This is a genomic window from Mycobacterium sp. E2699 (genome assembly GCF_001666745.1).
Lineage (GTDB): Bacteria > Actinomycetota > Actinomycetes > Mycobacteriales > Mycobacteriaceae > Mycobacterium.
Genome location: NZ_LZJH01000104.1, coordinates 172312 through 192804, shown reverse-complemented (window position 1 = coordinate 192804; position 20493 = coordinate 172312). Strand labels below are relative to the sequence as shown.

General features: G+C 70.7%; 20 protein-coding genes. 15 read left to right on the top strand and 5 right to left on the bottom strand.

Going from position 1 to position 20493, the window contains the following annotated elements; genetic code table 11:
* The 3 genes from infB to A5696_RS19595 all read left to right on the top strand — a co-directional run.
* The coding region (gene infB, locus A5696_RS19605; protein ID WP_067882678.1) for a translation initiation factor IF-2 at window positions 1–2306 on the top strand (2306 nt) is incomplete at its 5' end.
* Window positions 2306–2788 (top strand): 30S ribosome-binding factor RbfA, encoded by a 483-nt coding sequence (gene rbfA, locus A5696_RS19600; RefSeq protein WP_067882658.1) that lies wholly within the window; start codon window positions 2306–2308, stop codon window positions 2786–2788. The genes infB and rbfA, both read left to right, overlap by 1 nt.
* A complete protein-coding gene (locus tag A5696_RS19595; protein ID WP_067882677.1) occupies window positions 2763–3773 on the top strand; it encodes a bifunctional oligoribonuclease/PAP phosphatase NrnA in 1011 nt (336 codons plus the stop codon). The genes rbfA and A5696_RS19595 overlap by 26 nt, the downstream gene beginning before the upstream one ends.
* On the opposite strand, the gene A5696_RS19590 is transcribed toward A5696_RS19595, so the two are convergent.
* Together A5696_RS19590 and A5696_RS19585 are read right to left on the bottom strand one after the other, a co-directional pair.
* Complete coding sequence (locus A5696_RS19590) at window positions 3770–4333, bottom strand: hypothetical protein (protein WP_067882657.1); 564 nt, start codon at window positions 4331–4333, stop codon at window positions 3770–3772. The two genes, A5696_RS19595 and A5696_RS19590, sit on opposite strands and share 4 nt — an antisense overlap.
* Before the next feature lie 9 nt (window positions 4334–4342).
* Entirely contained in the window at window positions 4343–5092 is a 750-nt protein-coding gene (locus A5696_RS19585) for an enoyl-CoA hydratase (protein ID WP_067882656.1), read from the bottom strand.
* Window positions 5093–5135: 43 nt separating this feature from the next.
* Here A5696_RS19585 and A5696_RS19580 point away from each other — a divergent pair, with 43 nt between their 5' ends.
* Window positions 5136–5405, top strand: coding sequence for a DUF2277 domain-containing protein (locus tag A5696_RS19580; RefSeq protein ID WP_067882655.1), 270 nt, complete (start codon window positions 5136–5138; stop codon window positions 5403–5405).
* On the top strand, window positions 5402–5965 hold the full coding sequence (locus A5696_RS19575) for a DUF1802 family protein (RefSeq protein ID WP_067882654.1): 564 nt from the start codon (window positions 5402–5404) through the stop codon (window positions 5963–5965). The genes A5696_RS19580 and A5696_RS19575 overlap by 4 nt, the downstream gene beginning before the upstream one ends.
* A gap of 1 nt (window position 5966) precedes the next feature.
* On the opposite strand, the gene A5696_RS19570 is transcribed toward A5696_RS19575, so the two are convergent.
* Together A5696_RS19570 and A5696_RS19565 are read right to left on the bottom strand one after the other, a co-directional pair.
* On the bottom strand, window positions 5967–7646 hold the full coding sequence (locus A5696_RS19570) for a CocE/NonD family hydrolase (RefSeq protein WP_067882653.1): 1680 nt from the start codon (window positions 7644–7646) through the stop codon (window positions 5967–5969).
* Window positions 7647–7671: 25 nt separating this feature from the next.
* A complete protein-coding gene (locus A5696_RS19565) occupies window positions 7672–8247 on the bottom strand; it encodes a DUF3558 domain-containing protein (RefSeq protein WP_067882652.1) in 576 nt (191 codons plus the stop codon).
* A 162-nt stretch (window positions 8248–8409) separates the two neighbouring features.
* Between A5696_RS19565 and A5696_RS19560 the strand changes: the two genes are divergently transcribed.
* From A5696_RS19560 to A5696_RS19535, 6 genes are all read left to right on the top strand, one after another.
* Window positions 8410–9387 carry a metallophosphoesterase gene (locus A5696_RS19560; protein WP_067882651.1) on the top strand — a complete coding sequence of 326 codons (978 nt, stop codon included), beginning with the start codon at window positions 8410–8412 and terminating at the stop codon, window positions 9385–9387.
* On the top strand, window positions 9384–10082 hold the full coding sequence (locus A5696_RS19555; protein WP_067882649.1) for a 4'-phosphopantetheinyl transferase: 699 nt from the start codon (window positions 9384–9386) through the stop codon (window positions 10080–10082). Before A5696_RS19560 ends, A5696_RS19555 begins: the two co-directional genes overlap by 4 nt.
* Window positions 10079–10966, top strand: coding sequence for a tRNA pseudouridine(55) synthase TruB (gene truB, locus A5696_RS19550; RefSeq protein WP_067882647.1), 888 nt, complete (start codon window positions 10079–10081; stop codon window positions 10964–10966). The genes A5696_RS19555 and truB overlap by 4 nt, the downstream gene beginning before the upstream one ends.
* A 10-nt stretch (window positions 10967–10976) precedes the next feature.
* The gene (locus tag A5696_RS19545) at window positions 10977–11780 is read left to right on the top strand and encodes a crotonase/enoyl-CoA hydratase family protein (protein WP_067882645.1); all 804 of its coding nucleotides are present in this window, start codon (window positions 10977–10979) and stop codon (window positions 11778–11780) included.
* A 105-nt stretch (window positions 11781–11885) separates the two neighbouring features.
* Window positions 11886–13076 (top strand): lipid-transfer protein, encoded by a 1191-nt coding sequence (locus tag A5696_RS19540; RefSeq protein ID WP_067882643.1) that lies wholly within the window; start codon window positions 11886–11888, stop codon window positions 13074–13076.
* Window positions 13077–13079: 3 nt separating this feature from the next.
* Window positions 13080–14303, top strand: a complete 1224-nt coding sequence (locus A5696_RS19535; protein WP_067882641.1) for an acyl-CoA dehydrogenase family protein — start codon at window positions 13080–13082, stop codon at window positions 14301–14303.
* 78 nt (window positions 14304–14381) lie between these two features.
* On the opposite strand, the gene mntR is transcribed toward A5696_RS19535, so the two are convergent.
* Window positions 14382–15086 carry a manganese-binding transcriptional regulator MntR gene (gene mntR / locus A5696_RS19530; protein WP_067882639.1) on the bottom strand — a complete coding sequence of 235 codons (705 nt, stop codon included), beginning with the start codon at window positions 15084–15086 and terminating at the stop codon, window positions 14382–14384.
* Between the two features lie 92 nt (window positions 15087–15178).
* On the opposite strand from mntR, the gene A5696_RS19525 reads away from it, so the two are divergent.
* The 4 genes from A5696_RS19525 to A5696_RS19510 all read left to right on the top strand — a co-directional run bounded on the left by A5696_RS19525 (window position 15179) and on the right by A5696_RS19510 (window position 20490).
* Entirely contained in the window at window positions 15179–16150 is a 972-nt protein-coding gene (locus A5696_RS19525; protein WP_067882636.1) for a bifunctional riboflavin kinase/FAD synthetase, read from the top strand.
* Window positions 16151–16279: 129 nt separating this feature from the next.
* Window positions 16280–16549 carry a 30S ribosomal protein S15 gene (gene rpsO / locus A5696_RS19520; RefSeq protein WP_066909705.1) on the top strand — a complete coding sequence of 90 codons (270 nt, stop codon included), beginning with the start codon at window positions 16280–16282 and terminating at the stop codon, window positions 16547–16549.
* A gap of 316 nt (window positions 16550–16865) precedes the next feature.
* Complete coding sequence (locus A5696_RS19515) at window positions 16866–19148, top strand: polyribonucleotide nucleotidyltransferase (RefSeq protein ID WP_067882634.1); 2283 nt, start codon at window positions 16866–16868, stop codon at window positions 19146–19148.
* Window positions 19129–20490 carry a pitrilysin family protein gene (locus A5696_RS19510; RefSeq protein ID WP_067882632.1) on the top strand — a complete coding sequence of 454 codons (1362 nt, stop codon included), beginning with the start codon at window positions 19129–19131 and terminating at the stop codon, window positions 20488–20490. The genes A5696_RS19515 and A5696_RS19510 overlap by 20 nt, the downstream gene beginning before the upstream one ends.
* The last annotated feature ends 3 nt before the right edge of the window (window positions 20491–20493 follow it).

Genomic DNA, 20493 nt, shown 5'->3' with positions numbered 1-20493 from the left:
GGCCGGAGCCGCCGTCGACCGCGCAGCCGGCCGGCCAGCCGGCCCCGCAACCGGGCATGCCGGGCCCGCGTCCCGGTCCGATGCCGAAGCCGCGCGCTCCGCGCGTCGGCAACAACCCGTTCTCGTCGGCGCAACCCGTCGACCGGCCGATTCCCCGGCCGATGGCGCCCCGCCCCGGCGCGCCGCGGCCCGGCGGGCCGCGACCGGGCGCGTCGCCCGGCAGCATGCCGCCCCGGCCGGGCGGTCCCGGCGGTCGCTCCGACGGTGGCGGCGGCAACTACCGCGGCGGTGGCGGTGTCGGCGCCGCACCCGGCGGCGGTCCGGGAGGTTTCCGGGGCCGTCCGGGCGGCGGTGGCGGCGGTGGTGGGCGCCCCGGCCAGCGCGGCGGCGCGGCCGGCGCGTTCGGCCGTCCCGGCGGCGCGCCCCGGCGCGGCCGCAAGTCGAAGCGGGCGAAACGCGCCGAATACGAGAACATGCAGGCGCCGGTCGTCGGCGGCGTGCGGCTGCCGCACGGCAACGGCGAGACCATCCGGCTGGCCCGCGGCGCATCGCTGTCCGACTTCGCCGAGAAGATCGACGCCAACCCGGCCGCGCTGGTGCAGGCGCTGTTCAACCTCGGCGAGATGGTGACGGCCACCCAGTCGGTCGGTGACGAGACCCTCGAGCTGCTGGGCAGCGAGATGAACTACAACGTCCAGGTTGTCAGCCCGGAGGACGAGGACCGCGAGTTGCTGGAGTCCTTCGACCTGACCTACGGCGAGGACGAGGGCGGCGAGGAGGACCTGCAGACCCGGCCGCCGGTGGTGACCGTGATGGGTCACGTCGACCACGGTAAAACCCGGCTGCTGGACACCATCCGGAAAGCCAGCGTGCGCGAGGGCGAGGCCGGCGGCATCACCCAGCACATCGGCGCCTACCAGGTCTCGGTCGACCTGGACGGCAACGAGCGGCCGATCACGTTCATCGACACCCCGGGTCACGAGGCGTTCACCGCCATGCGTGCCCGCGGCGCCAAGGCGACCGACATCGCCATCCTGGTGGTGGCCGCCGACGACGGCGTGATGCCGCAGACGGTGGAGGCCATCAACCACGCGCAGGCGGCGGACGTGCCGATCGTGGTGGCGGTGAACAAGATCGACAAGGAGGGCGCCGACCCGCAGAAGATTCGCGGTCAGCTCACCGAGTTTGGTTTGGTGCCAGAGGAATTCGGTGGTGACACGATGTTCGTGGACATCTCGGCGAAGGAGGGCACCAACATCGAGGCGCTGGAGGAGGCGGTGCTGCTGACCGCCGACGCCGCCCTGGACCTGCGGGCCAACCCCGACATGGAGGCCCAGGGCGTGGCGATCGAGGCGCACCTGGACCGCGGCCGCGGACCGGTCGCCACGGTCCTGATCCAGCGCGGCACGCTGCGCGTCGGCGACTCCGTGGTCGCCGGCGACGCGTACGGTCGCGTCCGGCGCATGGTCGACGAGCACGGCGAGGACGTCGAGGAGGCGCTGCCGTCGCGGCCGGTGCAGGTCATCGGCTTCACGTCGGTGCCCGGCGCCGGTGACAACTTCCTGGTCGTCGATGAGGACCGCATCGCCCGCCAGATCGCCGACCGGCGCAGCGCGCGCAAGCGCAACGCCCTGGCGGCGCGTTCGCGCAAGCGGATCAGCCTGGAGGACCTGGACTCGGCGCTGAAGGAAACCAGCCAGCTGAACCTGATCCTCAAGGGCGACAACGCCGGTACGGTCGAGGCGCTGGAGGAGGCCCTGCTGGGCATCCAGGTCGACGACGAGGTGGCGCTGCGCGTCATCGACCGCGGCGTCGGCGGCATCACCGAGACCAACGTCAACCTGGCGTCGGCTTCGGACGCGATCATCATCGGCTTCAACGTGCGCGCGGAGGGCAAGGCGACCGAGCTGGCCAACCGCGAGGGCGTGGAGATCCGCTACTACTCGGTGATCTACCAGGCGATCGACGAGATCGAGAAGGCCCTGCGCGGCATGCTCAAGCCGATCTACGAGGAAAACCAGCTGGGCCGCGCCGAGATCCGTGCGCTGTTCCGCTCCTCGAAGGTCGGCATCATCGCCGGCTGCATGATCAGCTCGGGGGTGGTGCGCCGCAACGCCAAGGCGCGGCTGCTGCGGGACAACATCGTGGTCGCCGACAACCTCACGATCACCTCGCTGCGCCGGGAGAAGGACGACGTGACCGAGGTCCGCGAGGGCTTCGAATGCGGTATGACGTTGGGCTACAACGACATCAAGGAAGGCGACATCATCGAGTCCTACGAGTTGGTCCAGAAGGAGCGCGCGTAATGCCTGACCCCGCCCGCGCGCGCCGGCTGGCCAAACGGATCTTCACCATCGTCGCCTCGGCGATCGAGTTCGAGATCAAGGACCCGGGGCTGGACGGGGTCACCATCGTCGACGCGAAGGTGACCGCCGACCTGCACGACGCGACGGTGTTCTACACGGTGATGGGGCGCACGCTCGACGACGAGCCCGACTACGCCGCCGCCGCGGCCGCGCTGGAGCGGGCCAGGGGCGCGCTGCGCACCAAGGTCGGGGCCGGCACCGGCGTGCGTTTCACCCCCACCCTCACGTTCACCAGGGACACCACCGCCGACAGCGTGCAGCGGATGGACGAGTTGTTGCAGCGCGCCCGCGCCGCGGACGCCGACCTGGCGCGGGTGCGCTCGGGTGCCAAGCCGGCCGGGGAGGCCGATCCATACCGTGCCGGGGGGTCAAGCGATGCGCGCGACGGGAACGCCGGTGACGACGATCAACCCCAAGACTGAGCTGGCCGGCGTCCCGCCCGTCGGGACGCGCGTGGACGCCGCCGGCGCCGTCGAGCTGCTGTCGGCCGCCGCGACGATCGCGGTGGTCGCCCACGTGCATCCCGACGCCGACACCATCGGCGCGGGGCTGGCGCTGGCCCTGGTGCTGGACAAGTGCGGCAAGGGTGTCGAGGTGAGCTTCGCCGCGCCGGCGACGCTGCCGGAATCGCTGGCGTCGCTACCCGGTTGCCACCTGCTGGTCAGCCCCGACGGCATGAGCCGCGACGTGGATTTGGTTGTGACCGTTGACGTTCCGAGCGTGAAGCGGCTGGGGGAGCTGAGCGACCTGGCCGGCCCCGGCCGCCGGGTGCTGGTCATCGACCACCACGCGTCCAACGAGATGTTCGGCAGCGCGAATTTCATCGACGTGTCGGCTGATTCCACCACGATGATGGTCGCCGACATCCTCGACGCGTGGGGCAAGCCGATCGACGTGGACGTGGCGCACTGCATTTACGCCGGGCTGACGACCGACACCGGGTCGTTCCGCTGGGCCAGCGCCCGCGCGCTGCGGCTGGCGGCCCGGCTGGTCGACGTCGGCGTCGACAACGCCGCGATCAGTCGGACGCTGATGGACACCCACCCGTTCGGGTGGCTGCCGCTGCTCTCGCGGGTGCTGGCCTCGGCGGAGTTGCTGCCCGACGCGGCCGGTGGACGCGGGCTGGTCTACGCCGTCGTCGGGCACCGGGACTGGATCGACTCCCGCCCGGAGGAGGTCGAGAGCATCGTCGACATCGTGCGGACGACGCAGCAGGCGGAGGTGGCGGCGGTCTTCAAGGAGGTCGACCCGCGGCAGTGGTCGGTGTCGATGCGGGCCAAGGCCGACGTGGATCTGGCGGCGGTGGCCTCACAGTTCGGCGGCGGCGGCCACCGGCTGGCCGCCGGCTACTCGACCGCCGGCTCGATCGACGACGCCGTGGCGTCGCTGCGCGCGGCCCTGGATTAGAACGCCCAGCTGCCCGACGGCTGCAACACGAATCCGTGCTCCCCGCTGGTGGTGTCCAGGCAGGCGACGAGGTTGTCGGCGCCGACCGCGCACGTCACGTTGAGGTATGACAGCTTCTGCCCCGCGCCCAGCGGTTTTCCGCCCGACTGCAGGGCGGGCGGGTTGCCGTCGCACCCGCCGTAGGTCATGCGGCTCAGTTCGTAGCCGGGTCCCTTGAAGTTCACCGAGCCCACCACGCAGTCGCCCGGTTTCGGATGACCCCCGCCCGGGAACGGCACGTCGTCCATTCCGGGCGCGTCGCCGCTGCACTTGATGTCCTGCGACGGTTGGGGCACGGGCGCCGGCCCGCCGTAGAAGTCGCACACCAGGGTCGGTGTGGCGGAGAAGCTGATGCGGGCCCCGCCGCCCTGGCGAGGCGTCGCGTACCCGTCCGCGGAAACGGCGGTGAACCTGTTCAGGTCGGGGAAGCCGGGAGGCAGCGCCGCGGCGCGCGGCGCCGACGCGATCGTGGATGCCGCCAGGGCCAGGCCGCCGAGGGCCCGCAGGGTGTTGCCGCGCATCGCGTCCTCCTAACGCACCTGCGCCCGCCCGCGCTGCAGGACGGCCGCGCGATTGGCGGCGATGTCCTCGCCGCTGGTGCGAAACTGCCTGGCCGCCATCGCCTCCAGCCACAGCCCGCCGCCGGTCTGCGAGTCGTCGATCCGGTGATAGGAGGCCAGCAGCGCCCGCACCGCGTCCCGGTTGTTGCCGACGATCGACGCCGCCACCTCCCGCGCGGCCGTCAGCAGCCGGTCGTGCGGCACCACCTCGGTGACCAGGCCGGCGCGCAGCGCGTCGGCGGCGGACAGGTAGTCCCCGGTCAGGCTCATGCGCCGGGCCAGGCCGATGCCCACCTTCTGCGGCAACCGCACGCTGAGCCCCCACGTCGGCAGCAGGCCCACCCGGGCGTGCGTGTCGGCGAAGCGGGCCCGCTCGGAGGCGATCAGGACGTCGCAGTACAGGGCCAGCTCCAGCCCGCCGGTGACCGCCGCGCCGTTGATCGCGCCGATGACCGGCTTGGTCAGCGGCGGCCACCGCGGCGAGATGTCCGGGAGCGCCGCCTCGCTGCCCAGCTCCTTGAGGTCGAGTCCCGCGCAGAACACCGGATCGGTGCCGGTGACGATCACGACGTCGACGCCGTCGTCGGTCTCCGCGTCGGCCAGGGCGCCGAAGAACCGGTCCCGCAGCGCGGCGGACAGCGCGTTGCGCGCCTGCGGCCGGTTGAGGGTCAGCGTGCGCACCCGCTCGTCGGTCTCGATCAGCAGGATGTCGTCGGTCATGTGTTCACCGTAGAGGGTGGCGTGCTGCCCTTATCGTGGAGCCATGTGCCGGAACATCACCGAACTGCGCGGATTGCAGCCGGCGGCCACGCCGGAGGAGGTTGCGGCGGCCGCGCGCCAGTATGTGCGCAAGGTCAGCGGCATCACACACCCGTCGGCCGCGAACGCCGACGCTTTCGAGGCCGCGGTCGCCGAGGTCACCGAGGCGACGACCCGACTGCTGGCCGCCTTGCCGCCGCGCCGCCAGCCGCCGAAGACCGTCCCGCCGCTGCGCCGGCCCGAGGTGCTGGCCCGCCTCGCGCGGGCGACGTGACCCGGAGCGCGACCGTGCCCGCGCTCAAGGAGTGGGGCGCGGTGGTGCACGCGCTGCTCGCTGGGCGCCAGCGGGTGCTGCTGCGCAAGGGCGGCGTCGGCGAGAAGCGGTTCGAGTTGGCCGCACGCGAGTTCCTGCTGTTCCCGACGGTCGCGCACAGCCACGCCGAGCGCGTCCGGCCCGAGCATCGCGACCTGCTGGACGCCGGGGCGCACGACAGCGCCGACGATCACCTGGTGCTGCGGGCGGCGGCGAAAGTCGTTGCGGCGCAAGAGGTCAACCGACCCGATGGCCTTGCGGCGATCGAGGACCTGCACATCTGGACCGCCGAGTCGGTGCGCGCGGACCGGCTCGACTTCCGCCCCAGGCACAAGCTGGCCGTGCTGGTGGTCTCGGTGATCCCGTTGGCCGAGCCGGTGCGCATCGAGCGCATCCCCGAGTTCGCGGGCTGCAAAAGCTGGGTGGAGCTTGCGCCGGCGGGTGTTCGGCTGGCCGCGCCGGTCTGCGACGAGGCCGAGCTGGACCGGGTTGTCCGCCGGGTGCGCGACGCGGTCGGCTGACTCACGGGAGGGCGGGCCCGACGGGCAGCAGCAGCCGGGAGCGCCCGTAGTGCACGGTGTGGGTGGCCGGCGTGGATTGCGAGCCCGTCAGCAACGGTTCGTCGGTGCCGAGGTTGCGCGCGAAGCGCGGAAACCAGCTGCCCGCGATCAGGACCCGGATGCGTGAGCCCGCCCGAAAGCGATGAGCGATCCCGTCCAGTTCGACCCGGACGGTTTTCGTCTTGCCGCTCAGCCGCCGGTAGCCGTCGCTGACGTTGCGGGAGCGGCCACGTGCGTCGACCTCGCTCACCCGGACGAACAGATCGACATGGGGATTGTCCGAGCCGTGCGCCAGCTCGATCACCGGGTTGCCGTAGACATACAGGTCGTCGGTCAGCGTGAGGCTGGTGAAGGCGAGCACGTCGCCGCGCAGGGGGAGCTTGCTGTCGTCGCGGTAGCCGCTGTTCGTGGACAGCAGCGGGCCGCCGATGGTGGGCGTCGGGTCGGCCGGGTCGTAGCGAAATGTCGCCGGCGCCGATCCCTTGAGCTTCGGTGGTGCGGTCTCACCCAGGTGCCCGCCCGGCCGCAGATACAGCGCCCGTTCGGTGGTGGCCGGCGGCCAGTCGGGGAGGTGGCGCCAACCCGAGCCGGTGACGCACGCGCGCACCCTGCTGGGCCGGCGCAGCGGCGCGCCACCCAGGTGGGCGTCGAGCCAGTCCAGCGTGTCGCGCGCGCTGACCGGCAGCGCCTTGCCGAGCAGCTGGGTGTGCGTCCAGGCCCCCATCGTGAGCGCGACGTCGACGCCCCGGCCGCGCAGCTGCGCGTACTGCTGCAGCGTCTGCCGCACGAAGATGTCCTGCCAGCCGCCGATGAGCAGCACCGGCACCCGCACGCGGTCCAGCGCCTCGCGGAACTGCAGCGAGTCCCAGAACGCCCCCTCGGGGTTTTCGACCCACGATTCGAACCACGGCGCGCCCGCGCCGAGCAGCGCCCGGGCCGCGGCGCCGAGGGGCAGCCCGCCGGCCGCCTCCGCCACCTTGCGCCGGGCCTGCAGCTGGCGCAGCGCCTGCCGGATGCGTGCGGGGTCCTCCTGGTTGGCGACCAGGTGGCTCCAGCCCAGGAAGTCGTTGAGGGCGAACGAGCCGGTTCCCCACACCGAGGCGTTGAAATCGTGCGGGCCCGCGGTGATGACGGCCGCGGCCAGCTCCGGCGGCGGATCCTGCAGCACCGCCCACTGGGTGAAGCCCAGATACGACACGCCGAGCGTGGCGAAGCGGCCGGTGAACCACGGCTGCTCGCGCAGCCAGGCGACCGTGTCGGCGCCGTCGGCGGCCTCGTTGACCATCGGCTCGAAGTCCCCGCCCGACCCGAACGTCCCGCGCACGCTCTGCAGCAGCACGTGATACCCGCGCGCGGCGTACAGCCGGGCGTACGCCAGCGAGAACGGGAAGGCCCTGCCGTACGGCCCGCGGACCAGCAGGGTGCCGGTGGGGCCGGGCGTGTCGGGCGCGTAGTGGTCGGCCGCCAGGTGCACCCCGTCGCGCATCGGCACGTCGACGCGCTCCACGGTGTAGTCGGTGGTCGCCCGGGGCAGGCCCAGCGCCCGGCCGAGCGCGGCGTCGCCGGCGCGGCTCGCGCGGCTCGGCCGGCGTTGCGCGGGACGGGCGGAGGCCGCGGGGGTCGTCGCGGGGGTGGTGGTCACGACCCCAGGCTAGGCGCCTGTCCGGCTAAAACTTGTAATACGGCGCGAGGTCGTTGGCGCGCTGCACGTTGGTGGACATGCAGTCGACTTCCGGGTTGGAGTAGACCGTCGAGTAGTACAGGGCCTGCTGGAGGACCCCGTAGCTGGTCTTGAACGCCACCATGCACGAGAAGAACCAGAAGCTGTTGTGATACGTCGGCTTCATCACCCAGTACTGCGCGGCCCGGTGACCGGCGATCGTGGTCTCGACGGCGTCGGCGGGCAGGGACTGTTCGTAGGTGCGCCAGACGATGGGTTCGACGGCCAGCTGGTAGTTGCCCGCGTCGAAGTGGCAGCGCAGCCCGTCCTCGTGTTCGGGCGGTGTGAAGGCCAGCCCGAGCCGCTGTACGGCGTCGAACGGGATGTCCTCGCACGCGTCGAAGGGGCGCGGGTCGGTCGTCGCGACGATGGGACTCTTCATCGTGGTCTCCATCGGCTGGGCGGTCGACCGCAGCTGCACGGGCCCGGCCCCGCCCGGCCCCGGCGGGGCGCTCAGCCACCCCACCGCCACCGCCGTGGCCAGCGCGCCCAGCGCCGAAATCACCCGCAGATTGGCGAACACGATGCCTGCTACCCCCACCCGGTCTTGCCTCGGCCCTTCTTGCCGGGAGTGTACAAGTCGTGTTGGCGGCGTCACAGTAAAAAGAGAACACGTTCTAATCGGGGCGGGCAAGGGCCCGGTGGAAACCGGCTCGTCGCGGCGCGTTGGCTAGGCTGGTTAGTCGTGGCTGGGCAACAAAGGGGGGACGAATCGGCAAACGGGGCGCAGCCGACGCTGTGGGCGGTTTCCGACCTGCACACCGGCCACCTCGGCAACAAGCCGGTCACCGAATCGCTGCACCCGTCGTCGCCGGACGACTGGCTGATCGTCGCCGGCGACGTCGCCGAACGCACCGACGACATCCGGTGGGCGCTTGACCTGCTGCGGCGGCGGTTCGCGAAGGTGATCTGGGTGCCGGGCAACCACGAGCTGTGGACCACCAGCCGCGACCCCGTGCAGGTCTTCGGCAGGGCGCGCTACGACTATCTGGTCGACATGTGCGACGAGCTGGGCGTGGTCAGCCCGGAGCACCCGTTTCCGGTGTGGACCGAGCGCGGCGGCCCGGCCACGATCGTGCCGATGTTCCTGCTGTACGACTACACCTTCTTGCCGGAGGGCGCGGCGAGCAAAGCCGAGGGCATGGCCATCGCCCGGGCGCGCAACGTGGTGGCCACCGACGAATTCCTGCTCTCCTCCGAGCCGTACCCCACCCGCGAGGCCTGGTGCCGGGACCGGCTGGCCGCCACCCGCGCCCGCCTCGAAGAGCTGGACTGGATGACACCGACGGTCCTGGTGAATCACTTCCCCCTCGTGCGGGAGCCCTGCGACGCGCTGTTCTACCCGGAGTTCTCGCTGTGGTGCGGAACCACCAGGACCGCCGACTGGCACACCCGCTACAACGCCGTCTGCTCGGTCTACGGGCACCTGCACATCCCGCGCACCACCTGGTACGACGGCGTGCGATTCGAGGAGGTGTCGGTGGGTTATCCGCGGGAGTGGCGCCGGCGCAAGCCGTACAGCTGGCTGCGCCAGGTGTTGCCGGATCCCCGGTACGCGCCCGGCTATCTCAACGACTTCGGCGGTCACTTCGTGATCACCCCCGAGATGCGCCGGCAGGCCGAGCAGTTCCGGGAACGAGTGCGGCAGCGGCAATCCCGATGACGGGCCGCACGCTGGTGTCGTCGGTATTGCCCGACGCCCTGCTCTCTTCGGGGTCCGAGGACCTCGCCTACGCCGAGGTGTTTTCCGACCCCCCGGGCCTGGCCCCGCTGCCCGAAGAGGAGCCGCTGATCGCCAAGTCGGTCGCCAAGCGGCGCAACGAGTTCATCACCGCCCGGCACTGCGCCCGCGTCGCGATGAGCGAGCTCGGCATCCCGCCGGTGCCTATCCTCAAGGGTGACAAGGGCCAGCCGTGCTGGCCCGACGGCGTGGTCGGCAGCCTCACCCACTGCACCGGCTACCGCGGCGCGGTGGTGGGCCGCGCCCCCGCGGTGCGCTCGGTGGGCATCGACGCCGAACCGCACGACGTGCTGCCCGACGGCGTGCTGGGCGCGATCGCCCTGGACGAGGAGCGCCACGAGATCGCCGCGCTGCCCGATGGCCTGCACTGGGACCGGATCCTGTTCTGCGCCAAGGAGGCGACGTACAAGGCCTGGTTCCCGCTGACCGAGCGGTGGCTCGGTTTCGAGGACGCCCACATCGTGTTCGACCTCGACCCGCCCGGCGGGCGGACCTCCGGGGTGTTCGTCTCCAAGATCCTGGTCGACGGCACGGCCCTGTCGGGTCCGCCGTTGACCTCGCTGCGGGGCCGGTGGTCCGTCGAGCGGGGGCTGGTGCTCACCGGGATCGTGCTTTGACCGAACCGGGCATCGTGGTGGTCGACAAGCCGGCCGGAATGACCAGCCACGACGTCGTCGGGCGGTGCCGGCGGATCTTCGCCACCCGCAGGGTCGGGCACGCCGGGACGCTGGACCCGATGGCCACCGGCGTGCTGGTGATCGGCGTCGAGCGGGCCACCAAGATCCTCGGCCTGCTGACCGCGGCGTCGAAGTCGTATGCCGCCACCATCCGGCTGGGTCAGACCACCTCCACTGAGGACGCCGAAGGCGAAGTGGTGCAATGCGTTTCGGCGTCGGGCGTGACGGACGCGGCGATCGCGGCCGCCGTCGACGGCCTGCGCGGCGATCTCGAGCAGGTGCCGTCGGCGGTCAGCGCGATCAAGGTGGGCGGCCGGCGCGCGTATCGGTTGGCCCGCGAGGGTCAGGCCGTCGAGCTGGCGGCCCGGCCGGTGCGCATCGACCGGTTCGAGGTGCTGGCCGTGCGGCGGGAGGGCGCCTTCGTCGACGTCGACGTCGAGGTCGACTGCTCGTCGGGGACCTACATCCGCGCGCTGGCCCGCGATCTCGGGGCCGCGCTCGGGGTCGGCGGGCACCTGACGGCGTTGCGGCGCACCCGCGTCGGGCGCTTCGGGCTGGACCGGGCGCGCTCGCTGGACGACCTGGCCGAACGGCCCCGGCTGAACTGGTCGCTGGACGAGGCGTGCCTGCTGCTGTTTGCGCGCCGCGACCTGTCCGCCGAGGAGGCCGAGGCGGCGAGCAACGGCCGGTCCCTGCCGCCGGCCGGGATCGACGACATCTACGCCGCCGCCGACGCCGAGGGCCGGGTGATCGCCCTGCTGCGCGACGAGGGCCCGAGGACCAAGTCGGTGGTGGTCCTCCGCCCGGCGACGCTCTCGCGGTAGGTTCGTACGGGTGAGCGAAGACAGGGTCCGCGTGCGCATCGCGGACGGTGGCGTAGCCACCGTGACGATGGTGCGCACCGACAAACACAATGCGCTTGACCAAGCCATGTTCGAGGGCTTGATGAACGCGGCAGCGCAGCTGGCAGAAGACAATTCGGTTCGCGCGGTGGTGCTGCACGGCGAGGGGAAGAGCTTCTGCTCGGGCCTGGACGTCGCCAGCTTCATGTCCGGACAGGGTGGCACCGGGGTGCTGCTGCAACGCGACGGCGACCGGGTGGCCAACTTCGCGCAACGCGTGGCCTACGACTGGTCCCTGGTGCCGGCGCCGGTCATCGCCGCGATCCACGGGAACTGCTTCGGCGGCGGCCTGCAGATCGCGCTGGGCGCCGACATCCGGATCGCCGCACCGGACGCGAACCTGTCCATCATGGAGGTCAAGTGGGGGCTGGTTCCCGACATGGGCATCACGCAGACAATTCCGCGACTCGTCCCGATCGACGTGGCCAAGGAGCTGACCTTCAGTGGTCGCATCGTGGCAGGCAGCGAGGCTTTGGTACTCGGACTGGTCACGCGAAACAGTGACGATCCGCTGGGATCGGCGCTGGCACTCGCGGACGAGATCGCGCGCAAATCTCCCGATGCCGTTCGCGCTGCCAAGCGCCTCTACGACGAAACGTGGCTCAGCAACGACGCCGCGGCCGCCCTCAAACGCGAAACCGAGCTGCAAGTCGGTCTGCTCGGCAAGCCCAATCAGCTGGCCGCCGTGGTGGCCGGAATGTCGGGGGAGGACCCGGTCTTCGTCGACCCCGCCTGACGTCGGGCGCCCTGGCAGCGACGGGGGTTCCAGCGACCACGTCGACCCGGCTAAGCTCCGGACCAGACGGGTGTGAACTCGCCCCACATCTGCGGAAGGCGCACTATGTCCAACAAGGTTTACGTCGTCGGCGTCGGCATGACGAAATTCGAGAAGCCCGGCCGCCGGGAGGGCTGGGACTACCCGGACATGGCGCGGGAGTCGGGCACCAACGCGCTGACCGACGCGGGCATCGACTACCGCGAGGTGGAGCAGGGCTACGTCGGCTACGTCGCCGGCGACTCGACGTCGGGGCAGCGGGCGCTCTACGAGCTGGGCATGACCGGAATCCCGATCGTCAACGTCAACAACAACTGCTCGACCGGCTCGACGGCGCTGTTTTTGGCCGCGCAGGCCGTCCGCGGCGGGATCGTCGACTGCGCCATCGCGCTCGGCTTCGAGAAGATGCAGCCCGGCGCGCTCAGCGGCGGCGCGCAGGACCGCGAGTCGCCGATGGGCAGGCACGTCAAGGCGATGGCCGAGATCGACGAGTTCGCGATGCCGGTCGCGCCGTGGATGTTCGGCGCCGCCGGGCGCGAGCACATGCGCCAATACGGCAGCACCGCAGAGCATTTCGCCAAGATCGGCTACAAGAACCACAAGCACTCCACCAACAACCCGTTCGCGCAGTTCCAGGAGTCCTACACGCTCGACGACATCCTGGCGTCGCGGATGATCTCCGACCCGCTGACCAAGCTGCAGTGCTCGCCGACCTCCGACGGGTCGGGCGCGGCGATCGTGGCCTCGGAGAGCTTCGTCGACAGCCACGGGCTGGCCGGCCGGGCGGTGGAGATCGTCGGCCAGGCGATGACCACCGACTTCGAGTCGACGTTCGACGGCAGCGCCAAGAACCTCATCGGCTATGACATGAATGTCCAAGCGGCCCAACGGGTTTACCAGCAGTCCGGGTTGGGCCCCGAGGACTTCCAGGTGATCGAGCTGCACGACTGCTTCTCGGCCAACGAGCTGCTGCTGTACGAGGCCCTGGGTCTGTGCGGCCCGGGCGAGGCGCCCAAGCTGATCGACAACGGCGACACCACCTACGGCGGCCGCTGGGTCGTCAACCCGTCCGGTGGGCTGATCTCCAAGGGCCACCCGCTCGGCGCGACCGGCCTGGCGCAGTGCGCCGAGCTGACCTGGCAGCTCCGGGGGACCGCGGACAAGCGTCAGGTCGACAACGTGTCCGCGGCGCTGCAGCACAACATCGGGCTGGGCGGCGCCGCCGTCGTCACGGCCTACCAGCGCGCCGAACGCTGAACCGTGATCGAGTGGTCCGACACGGACCTGATGGTCCGGGACGCCGTTCGCCAGTTCATCGACAAGGAGATACGCCCGCACCTCGACGAGCTGGAATCCGGGGCGCTGTCCCCCTATCCGATCGCCCGCAAGCTGTTCAGCCAGTTCGGTCTCGACGTCATGGCCGCCGAGTCGGTCCAGAAGATGCTGGACCGGGAGCGTACCGGACAGCCCGAAAGGGTCGGCAGCACAGACGGTTTCGGTGCTCAGGGATCGATGGTCGCGGTGCTGGTGTCCGAAATCGCCCGCGTCAGCATCGGATTGCTGAGCACCGCGTCGGTCAGCCTCGGTCTGGGCGCGGCGACCATCATGAGCCGCGGCACGCTGGCCCAGAAGGAACGCTGGCTGCCCGACCTGATGACGCTGAAGAAGATCGCGGCGTGGGCCATCACCGAGCCGGACTCCGGCTCGGACGCGTTCGGCGGCATGAAGACCTACGTCAAGCGCGACGGGGAGGATTACCTCCTCAACGGCCAGAAGACGTTCATCACGAACGGGCCCTACGCCGACGTTCTGGTTGTCTACGCGAAACTCGACGAGGGGGATGCGACGGTCGATCGGCGCAACCGGCCGGTGCTGATCTTCGTGCTCGACGCGGGGATGCCGGGCCTCACCCAGGGCAAGCCGTTCAAGAAGATGGGCATGATGTCCTCGCCGACGGGCGAGTTGTTCTTCGACAACGTGCGGCTGACCCCCGACCGCCTGCTCGGCGGGAGCGAGCAGGCCGGCGGGGACGGCCGCGAAAGCGCCCGGGACAATTTCGCCGCCGAGCGCATCGGGATCGCGATGATGGCGCTGGGCATCATCAACGAATGCCACCGGCTGTGCGTGGATTACGCCAAGACCCGCACGCTGTGGGGCCGCAACATCGGGCAGTTCCAGCTGATCCAGCTCAAGCTGGCGAAGATGGAAATCGCGCGGATGAACGTGCAGAACATGGTGTTTCAGACGATCGAGCGGCAGCGGGCGGGCAAGCCGCTGACGCTGGCGGAGGCGTCGGCCATCAAGCTGTACTCCTCGGAGGCGGCCACCGACGTCGCGATGGAGGCCGTGCAGCTGTTCGGCGGCAACGGCTACATGGCCGAGTACCGCGTCGAACAGCTGGCCCGCGACGCGAAGTCGCTGATGATCTACGCCGGGAGCAACGAGGTTCAGGTCACCCACATCGCCAAGGGGCTGTTGAGCTGACACCGGATCGCGGGCGTAACCGCACTGCGAAGATCCGCGCCGGAAATCGCGGCCCCGTCACGCTCGCGGGCTGACGACCTAGGCGACCACCCAGATCGCCCGCGCCGCCGGGCTGCCGAGGTCGACGGTGCACTCGGCGCCGTCGGCGGATTCGATCGCGATCGAGACCATGCCGGCGAATTCCCGGCGGGTCAGCACGCGCAGCCGCGAGTCCAGCCGGATGCCGACGTCGGCGAAATAGCGCAGCATCTCCGGGTCGGAATCGGAGATGCGGGCCACCGTCCCGGTGTCGCCGTCGCCACACGCCCACAGCTGGCGGGCCGGCGGCGTGGGCACCTGCCCGTCGGAGGCGGGGATGGGATCGCCGTGGGGGTCGCGCCGGGGGTAACCCAGCTTGGCGTCGATGCGGGCGACCAGCCGGTCCGACACCGCGTGCTCGAGCACCTCCGCCTCGTCGTGCACCTCGTCCCAGGCGTAGCCGAGCTCGTTGACCAGGAAGGTCTCCAGCAGGCGGTGGCGGCGCACCACCTCGAGGGCCGCCCGCCGCCCCGCCTCGGTCAGCGTCACCGCGCCGTACTTCTCGTGGTTGACCAGGCCCTGCTCGGCGAGTTTGCGGATCGACTCCGAGGCCGTGCTGGCCGACACCCCGATCCGGTCGGCCAGCATTTTGGTGCTGACCTTCGCGGGCCCGGAGTCCGTGGACCATTCCTGGGCATTCCAGATGACCTTCAGGTAGTCCTGGCCGACCGCGGTGATACCGCCAGGCTCATCGTCAGCCCTCACAAGCAGAAAGTTTAGGCAAACCTGGCCCGGCGCGGCGTGCCACCGGCGATCTGGCGCGCCATGTCGCGGCGCGGCGCCGTAGGCTTGCGGTCGTGCAGCGGTGGCGCGGCCAAGACGAGATTCCCACGGACTGGGGCAGATGCGTGGTCACCATCGGGGTGTTCGACGGGGTGCATCGCGGCCACGCCGAGCTGATCGCGCACGCGGTGAAGGCCGCCCGCGCCCGCAACGTCCCGACGGTCCTGATGACGTTCGACCCGCACCCGATGGAAGTGGTCTATCCCGGCAGCCACCCCGCGCAGCTGACGACCCTGACGCGGCGCGCCGAGCTCGTCGAGGAGCTGGGTATCGACGTCTTTCTGGTGATGCCGTTCACGAGCGACTTCATGAAGCTCACCCCGGAGCGCTACATCCACGAGCTGCTGGTGGAGAACCTGCATGTGGTGGAGGTGGTGGTGGGGGAGAACTTCACGTTCGGCAAGAAGGCCGCCGGCAACGTCGAGACCCTGCGCCGCGCCGGCGAGCGGTTCGGTTTCGCGGTGGAGTCCATGTCCCTGCTGTCGGAGCACCACAGCAACGAGACCGTGACGTTCTCGTCCACCTACATCCGGTCCTGCGTGGACGCCGGCGACATGGTGGCGGCGACGGAGGCGCTGGGCCGCCCCCATCGCGTCGAGGGCGTCGTCGTCCGCGGCGAGGGGCGGGGCATGGAGCTGGGCTTCCCCACCGCCAACGTGGCGCCGCCGATGTACTCGGCCATCCCGGCCGACGGCGTGTACGCGGCGTGGTTCACGGTGCTGGGGCACGGGCCGGTGGCGGGCACCGTCATCCCGGGGGAGCGCTACCAGGCCGCGGTGTCCGTCGGCACCAACCCGACCTTCTCCGGGCGCACCCGCACCGTCGAGGCGTTCGTCCTGGACACCAGCGCCGATCTGTACGGGCAGCACGTGGCGCTGGACTTCGTCGCGCGCATCCGCGGGCAGCGCAGGTTCGACACGATCAAGGGCCTCGTCGCGGCGATGGGCGAGGACACCGAACGGGCCCGCACGCTGCTCACGGAGTGAGCGCCCCCGACGATTCGAGTCCGCCACCGCCCCGCTGCTAGACTGCCGGACGACATCGGCGCGTGCTGCGGTTCGCGGTGGCCGCGCCTTGATACCCAATGATCGCGGACCGATTGATGGAGTAGTTTCGTGGCGCTTACTGCCGAGCAGAAAAAAGAAATCCTGGGCTCGTACGGCCTGCACGACACCGACACCGGGTCCCCGGAGGCCCAGGTCGCCCTGCTGACCAGGCGAATCGCCGACCTCACCGAGCACCTCAAGGTGCACAAGCACGACCACCACTCGCGGCGCGGACTGCTGCTGCTGGTGGGGCGCCGGCGGCGGCTGCTCAAGTACGTCTCCCAGATCGATGTGGAGCGGTACCGCTCGCTCGTCGAGCGGCTGGGCCTGCGCCGCTGAGGCCGGGCAAAGCCCGAGGCTTGCCGCGGGCTGTGTTCGCCCGTGTAGAGTGGGACCGTTCTGGGCCTCTTTCGGCCCGAGCAAACGGTGCGGTTTGCGCAGATCCGCGTGAGCCGTTCCAGCGCGTCACTGCGTGTGTCCGACGGAGCAGCACAGTCTGCATCGGGCGGTCTTCGGTAGTGGCTGCCGGGCTCTCCGGATCTGGGGCAGGTCGGCCGCTTCGATCGATGGCCGTAGCCGCATTCAGACTCTCGTTCTCCGGGTCGCATCAGGGCGCGCGAAAAAGCGAATACCCAGAGAGGCCGTACGGACACCCATGTCTGTAGCTGAAATTGAAGAGGGCGTCTTCGAGGCGACCGCCACCATCGACAACGGGAGCTTCGGCACCCGCACCGTCCGTTTCGAGACCGGCAGGCTGGCCCAGCAGGCCGCCGGAGCCGTCGTCGCGTACCTGGACGACGAGAACATGCTGCTGTCGGCGACCACCGCCAGCAAGAGCCCCAAGGAGCACTTCGACTTCTTCCCGCTGACGGTCGACGTCGAGGAGCGGATGTACGCCGCCGGGCGCATCCCCGGCTCGTTCTTCCGCCGCGAGGGCCGCCCCTCCACCGACGCGATCCTGACCTGCCGGCTCATCGACCGCCCGCTGCGCCCGTCGTTCGTGAGCGGCCTGCGCAACGAGATCCAGGTCGTGGTGACGATCCTGAGCCTGGACCCCAACGACCTGTACGACGTGCTGGCGATCAACGCCGCGTCGGCCTCCACCCAGCTGGCCGGCCTGCCGTTCTCCGGTCCCATCGGCGGCGTGCGGGTGGCCCTGATCGACGGCACCTGGGTCGCCTTCCCCACGGTCGAGCAGCTCGAGCGCGCGGTGTTCGACATGGTGGTGGCCGGGCGCATAGTCGGCGACGGTGACACAAAAGACGTCGCGATCATGATGGTCGAGGCCGAGGCCACCGAGAACGTCATCGAGCTCGTCGAGGGCGGGGCCCCCGCGCCGACGGAAACCGTTGTGGCCGAAGGCCTGGAGGCCGCCAAGCCGTTCATCGCCGTGCTGTGCGCCGCGCAGCAGGAACTGGCCGACGCGGCCGCGAAGCCCACCGGGGATTACCCGGTGTTCCCCGACTACGGCGACGACGTCTACTACTCGGTGGCCTCGGTGGCCACCGACGAGCTGGCCAAGGCGCTGACCATCGGCGGCAAGGCCGAGCGCGACGCGCGCACCGACGAGCTGAAGGCCGAGGTGGCCCAGCGGCTCGCTGCGACGTACGAGGGCCGGGAAAAGGAGGTCGGCGCCGCGTTCCGCGCGCTGACCAAGAAGCTGGTCCGCCAGCGCATCCTGACCGACCACTTCCGCATCGACGGCCGGGGCATCACCGACATCCGCGCGCTGTCGGCGGAGGTCGCCGTCGTGCCGCGCGCACACGGCAGCGCCCTGTTCGAGCGCGGAGAGACCCAGATCATGGGCGTCACCACGCTGGACATGGTGAAGATGGCACAGCAGATCGACTCGCTGGGGCCCGAAACCTCCAAGCGCTACATGCACCACTACAACTTCCCGCCCTACTCGACCGGCGAGACCGGCCGGGTCGGTTCGCCGAAGCGGCGCGAGATCGGCCACGGCGCGCTCGCCGAGCGGGCCCTGATCCCGGTGCTGCCCAGCGTCGAGGAGTTCCCCTACGCCATCCGCCAGGTGTCGGAAGCGTTGGGCTCCAACGGTTCGACGTCGATGGGCTCGGTCTGCGCGTCCACCCTTGCGCTGCTGAACGCCGGGGTGCCGCTCAAGGCGCCGGTCGCCGGCATCGCGATGGGCCTGGTCTCCGACGAGGTCGAGGTCGACGGCAAGACCGAGCGTCGCTTCGTCACCCTGACCGACATCCTGGGCGCCGAGGACGCGTTCGGCGACATGGACTTCAAGTGCGCCGGCACCAAGGACTACGTCACCGCGCTGCAGCTGGACACCAAGCTGGACGGCATCCCGTCGCAGGTGCTGGCCGGCGCGCTGGCGCAGGCCAAGGACGCCCGGCTGACCATCCTCGAGGTGATGGCCGAGGCCATCGACTCGCCCGACGAGATGAGCCCGTACGCCCCTCGGGTGACCACCATCAAGGTCCCGGTCGACAAGATCGGCGAGGTCATCGGGCCCAAGGGCAAGGTCATCAACGCGATCACCGAGGAGACCGGCGCGCAGATCTCCATCGAGGACGACGGCACCGTGTTCGTCGGCGCCACCGACGGGCCCTCGGCGCAGGCCGCGATCGACCGGATCAACGCCATCGCCAACCCGCAGCTGCCGACCGTGGGCGAGCGATTCCTCGGAACCGTGGTCAAGACAACGGATTTCGGTGCCTTCGTGTCGCTGTTGCCGGGCCGCGACGGCCTGGTGCACATCTCCAAGCTCGGCAAGGGCAAGCGCATCGCGAAGGTCGAGGACGTGGTGAACGTCGGCGACAAGCTGCGGGTGGAGATCGCCGACATCGACAAGCGGGGCAAGATCTCCCTGGTGCTGGTGGCCGACGAGGACTCGGCGGAGTCAGCCGACTCGGCGGACACGCCGCCCGCCGCGCCCGCTCCTGCCGATGCCGCCAGCTCCGTCTAGGAAACCCCCCGCGCCGTCCCTGCGCCGGGGCGCGCAGCTCGCCGGGGTGAACGCCGACCACAAGGCCGTCCGGCGCACCACGCTGCCGGGCGGCCTGCGGGTGGTCACCGAGCACCTGCCCGCCGTGCGCTCCGCGTCGGTCGGGGTCTGGGTCGGGGTCGGATCGCGCGACGAGGGCGCGACCGTGGCCGGGGCGGCGCACTTCCTCGAGCATCTGCTGTTCAAGTCGACCCCGACCCGCACCGCCGTGGACATCGCGCAGGCGATGGACGCCGTCGGCGGGGAGCTGAACGCGTTCACCGCGCGCGAGCACACCTGCTACTACGCGCACGTGCTGGACAGCGACCTGGAGCTGGCCGTCGACCTGGTCGCCGACGTGGTGCTCAACGGCCGGTGCGCCGCCGAGGACGTCGAGCTGGAACGCGACGTCGTCCTCGAGGAGATCGCCATGCGCGACGACGACCCGGAGGACGCGCTGGGCGACATCTTCCTGTCGACGCTCTTCGGCGACCACCCGGTGGGCCGCCCCGTGATCGGCACCGCGCGTTCCGTGTCGGAGATGACGCGCTCGCAACTGCACTCGTTCCACGTGCGGCGCTACACCCCGGAGCGGATGGTCGTCGCGGTGGCCGGCAACGTCGACCACGACCACGTCGTCGCGCTGGTGCGCGAGCACTTCGGCAAGCACCTGGTCCGCGGCCGGCAGCCCGTCGCGCCGCGCAAGGGCGCCGGGCGGATCACCGGAAAACCCGGGCTGACGCTGATCAACCGGGACGCCGAGCAGACCCACGTGTCGCTGGGTGTCCGCACCCCGGGGCGCGGCTGGGAGCATCGCTGGGCCCTGTCGGTGCTGCACACCGCGCTGGGCGGCGGCCTGAGCTCCAGGCTGTTCCAGGAGGTTCGGGAGCTGCGCGGCCTGGCCTATTCGGTCTACTCGGCGGTGGACATCTTCGCCGACAGCGGCGCGCTGTCGGTGTACGCCGCGTGCCTGCCCGAGCGGTTCCCCGACGTGATGCGGGTCACCAGCGCCGTGCTCGACGCGGTGGCCCGCGACGGCATCACCGAGGCCGAATGCCGCATCGCCAAGGGGTCGTTGCGCGGCGGCCTGGTGCTCGGCCTGGAGGACTCCAGCGCCCGGATGAGCCGCATCGGCCGCAGCGAGCTGAACTACGGCCGGCACCGCAGCATCGAACACACCCTGCAACGCATCGACGAGGTGACCGTCGAGGAGGTCAACGCGGTGGCCCGCCGGCTGCTGGGCAGGCGCTACGGCGCCGCCGTCCTGGGCCCGTACGCCTCCAAACGATCGCTGCCCCAACAACTTCGGGCGATGGTACATTAGCGC

Coding starts and splice junctions, on each gene's coding strand:
- rbfA (WP_067882658.1), top strand. CDS start 2,306: ATGCCTGACCCCGCCCGCGCGCGCCGGCTGGCCAAACGGATCTTCACC.
- A5696_RS19590 (WP_067882657.1), bottom strand. CDS start 4,333: ATGCGCGGCAACACCCTGCGGGCCCTCGGCGGCCTGGCCCTGGCGGCA.
- A5696_RS19585 (WP_067882656.1), bottom strand. CDS start 5,092: ATGACCGACGACATCCTGCTGATCGAGACCGACGAGCGGGTGCGCACG.
- A5696_RS19580 (WP_067882655.1), top strand. CDS start 5,136: ATGTGCCGGAACATCACCGAACTGCGCGGATTGCAGCCGGCGGCCACG.
- A5696_RS19555 (WP_067882649.1), top strand. CDS start 9,384: ATGACGGGCCGCACGCTGGTGTCGTCGGTATTGCCCGACGCCCTGCTC.
- A5696_RS19540 (WP_067882643.1), top strand. CDS start 11,886: ATGTCCAACAAGGTTTACGTCGTCGGCGTCGGCATGACGAAATTCGAG.
- A5696_RS19515 (WP_067882634.1), top strand. CDS start 16,866: ATGTCTGTAGCTGAAATTGAAGAGGGCGTCTTCGAGGCGACCGCCACC.
- A5696_RS19510 (WP_067882632.1), top strand. CDS start 19,129: ATGCCGCCAGCTCCGTCTAGGAAACCCCCCGCGCCGTCCCTGCGCCGG.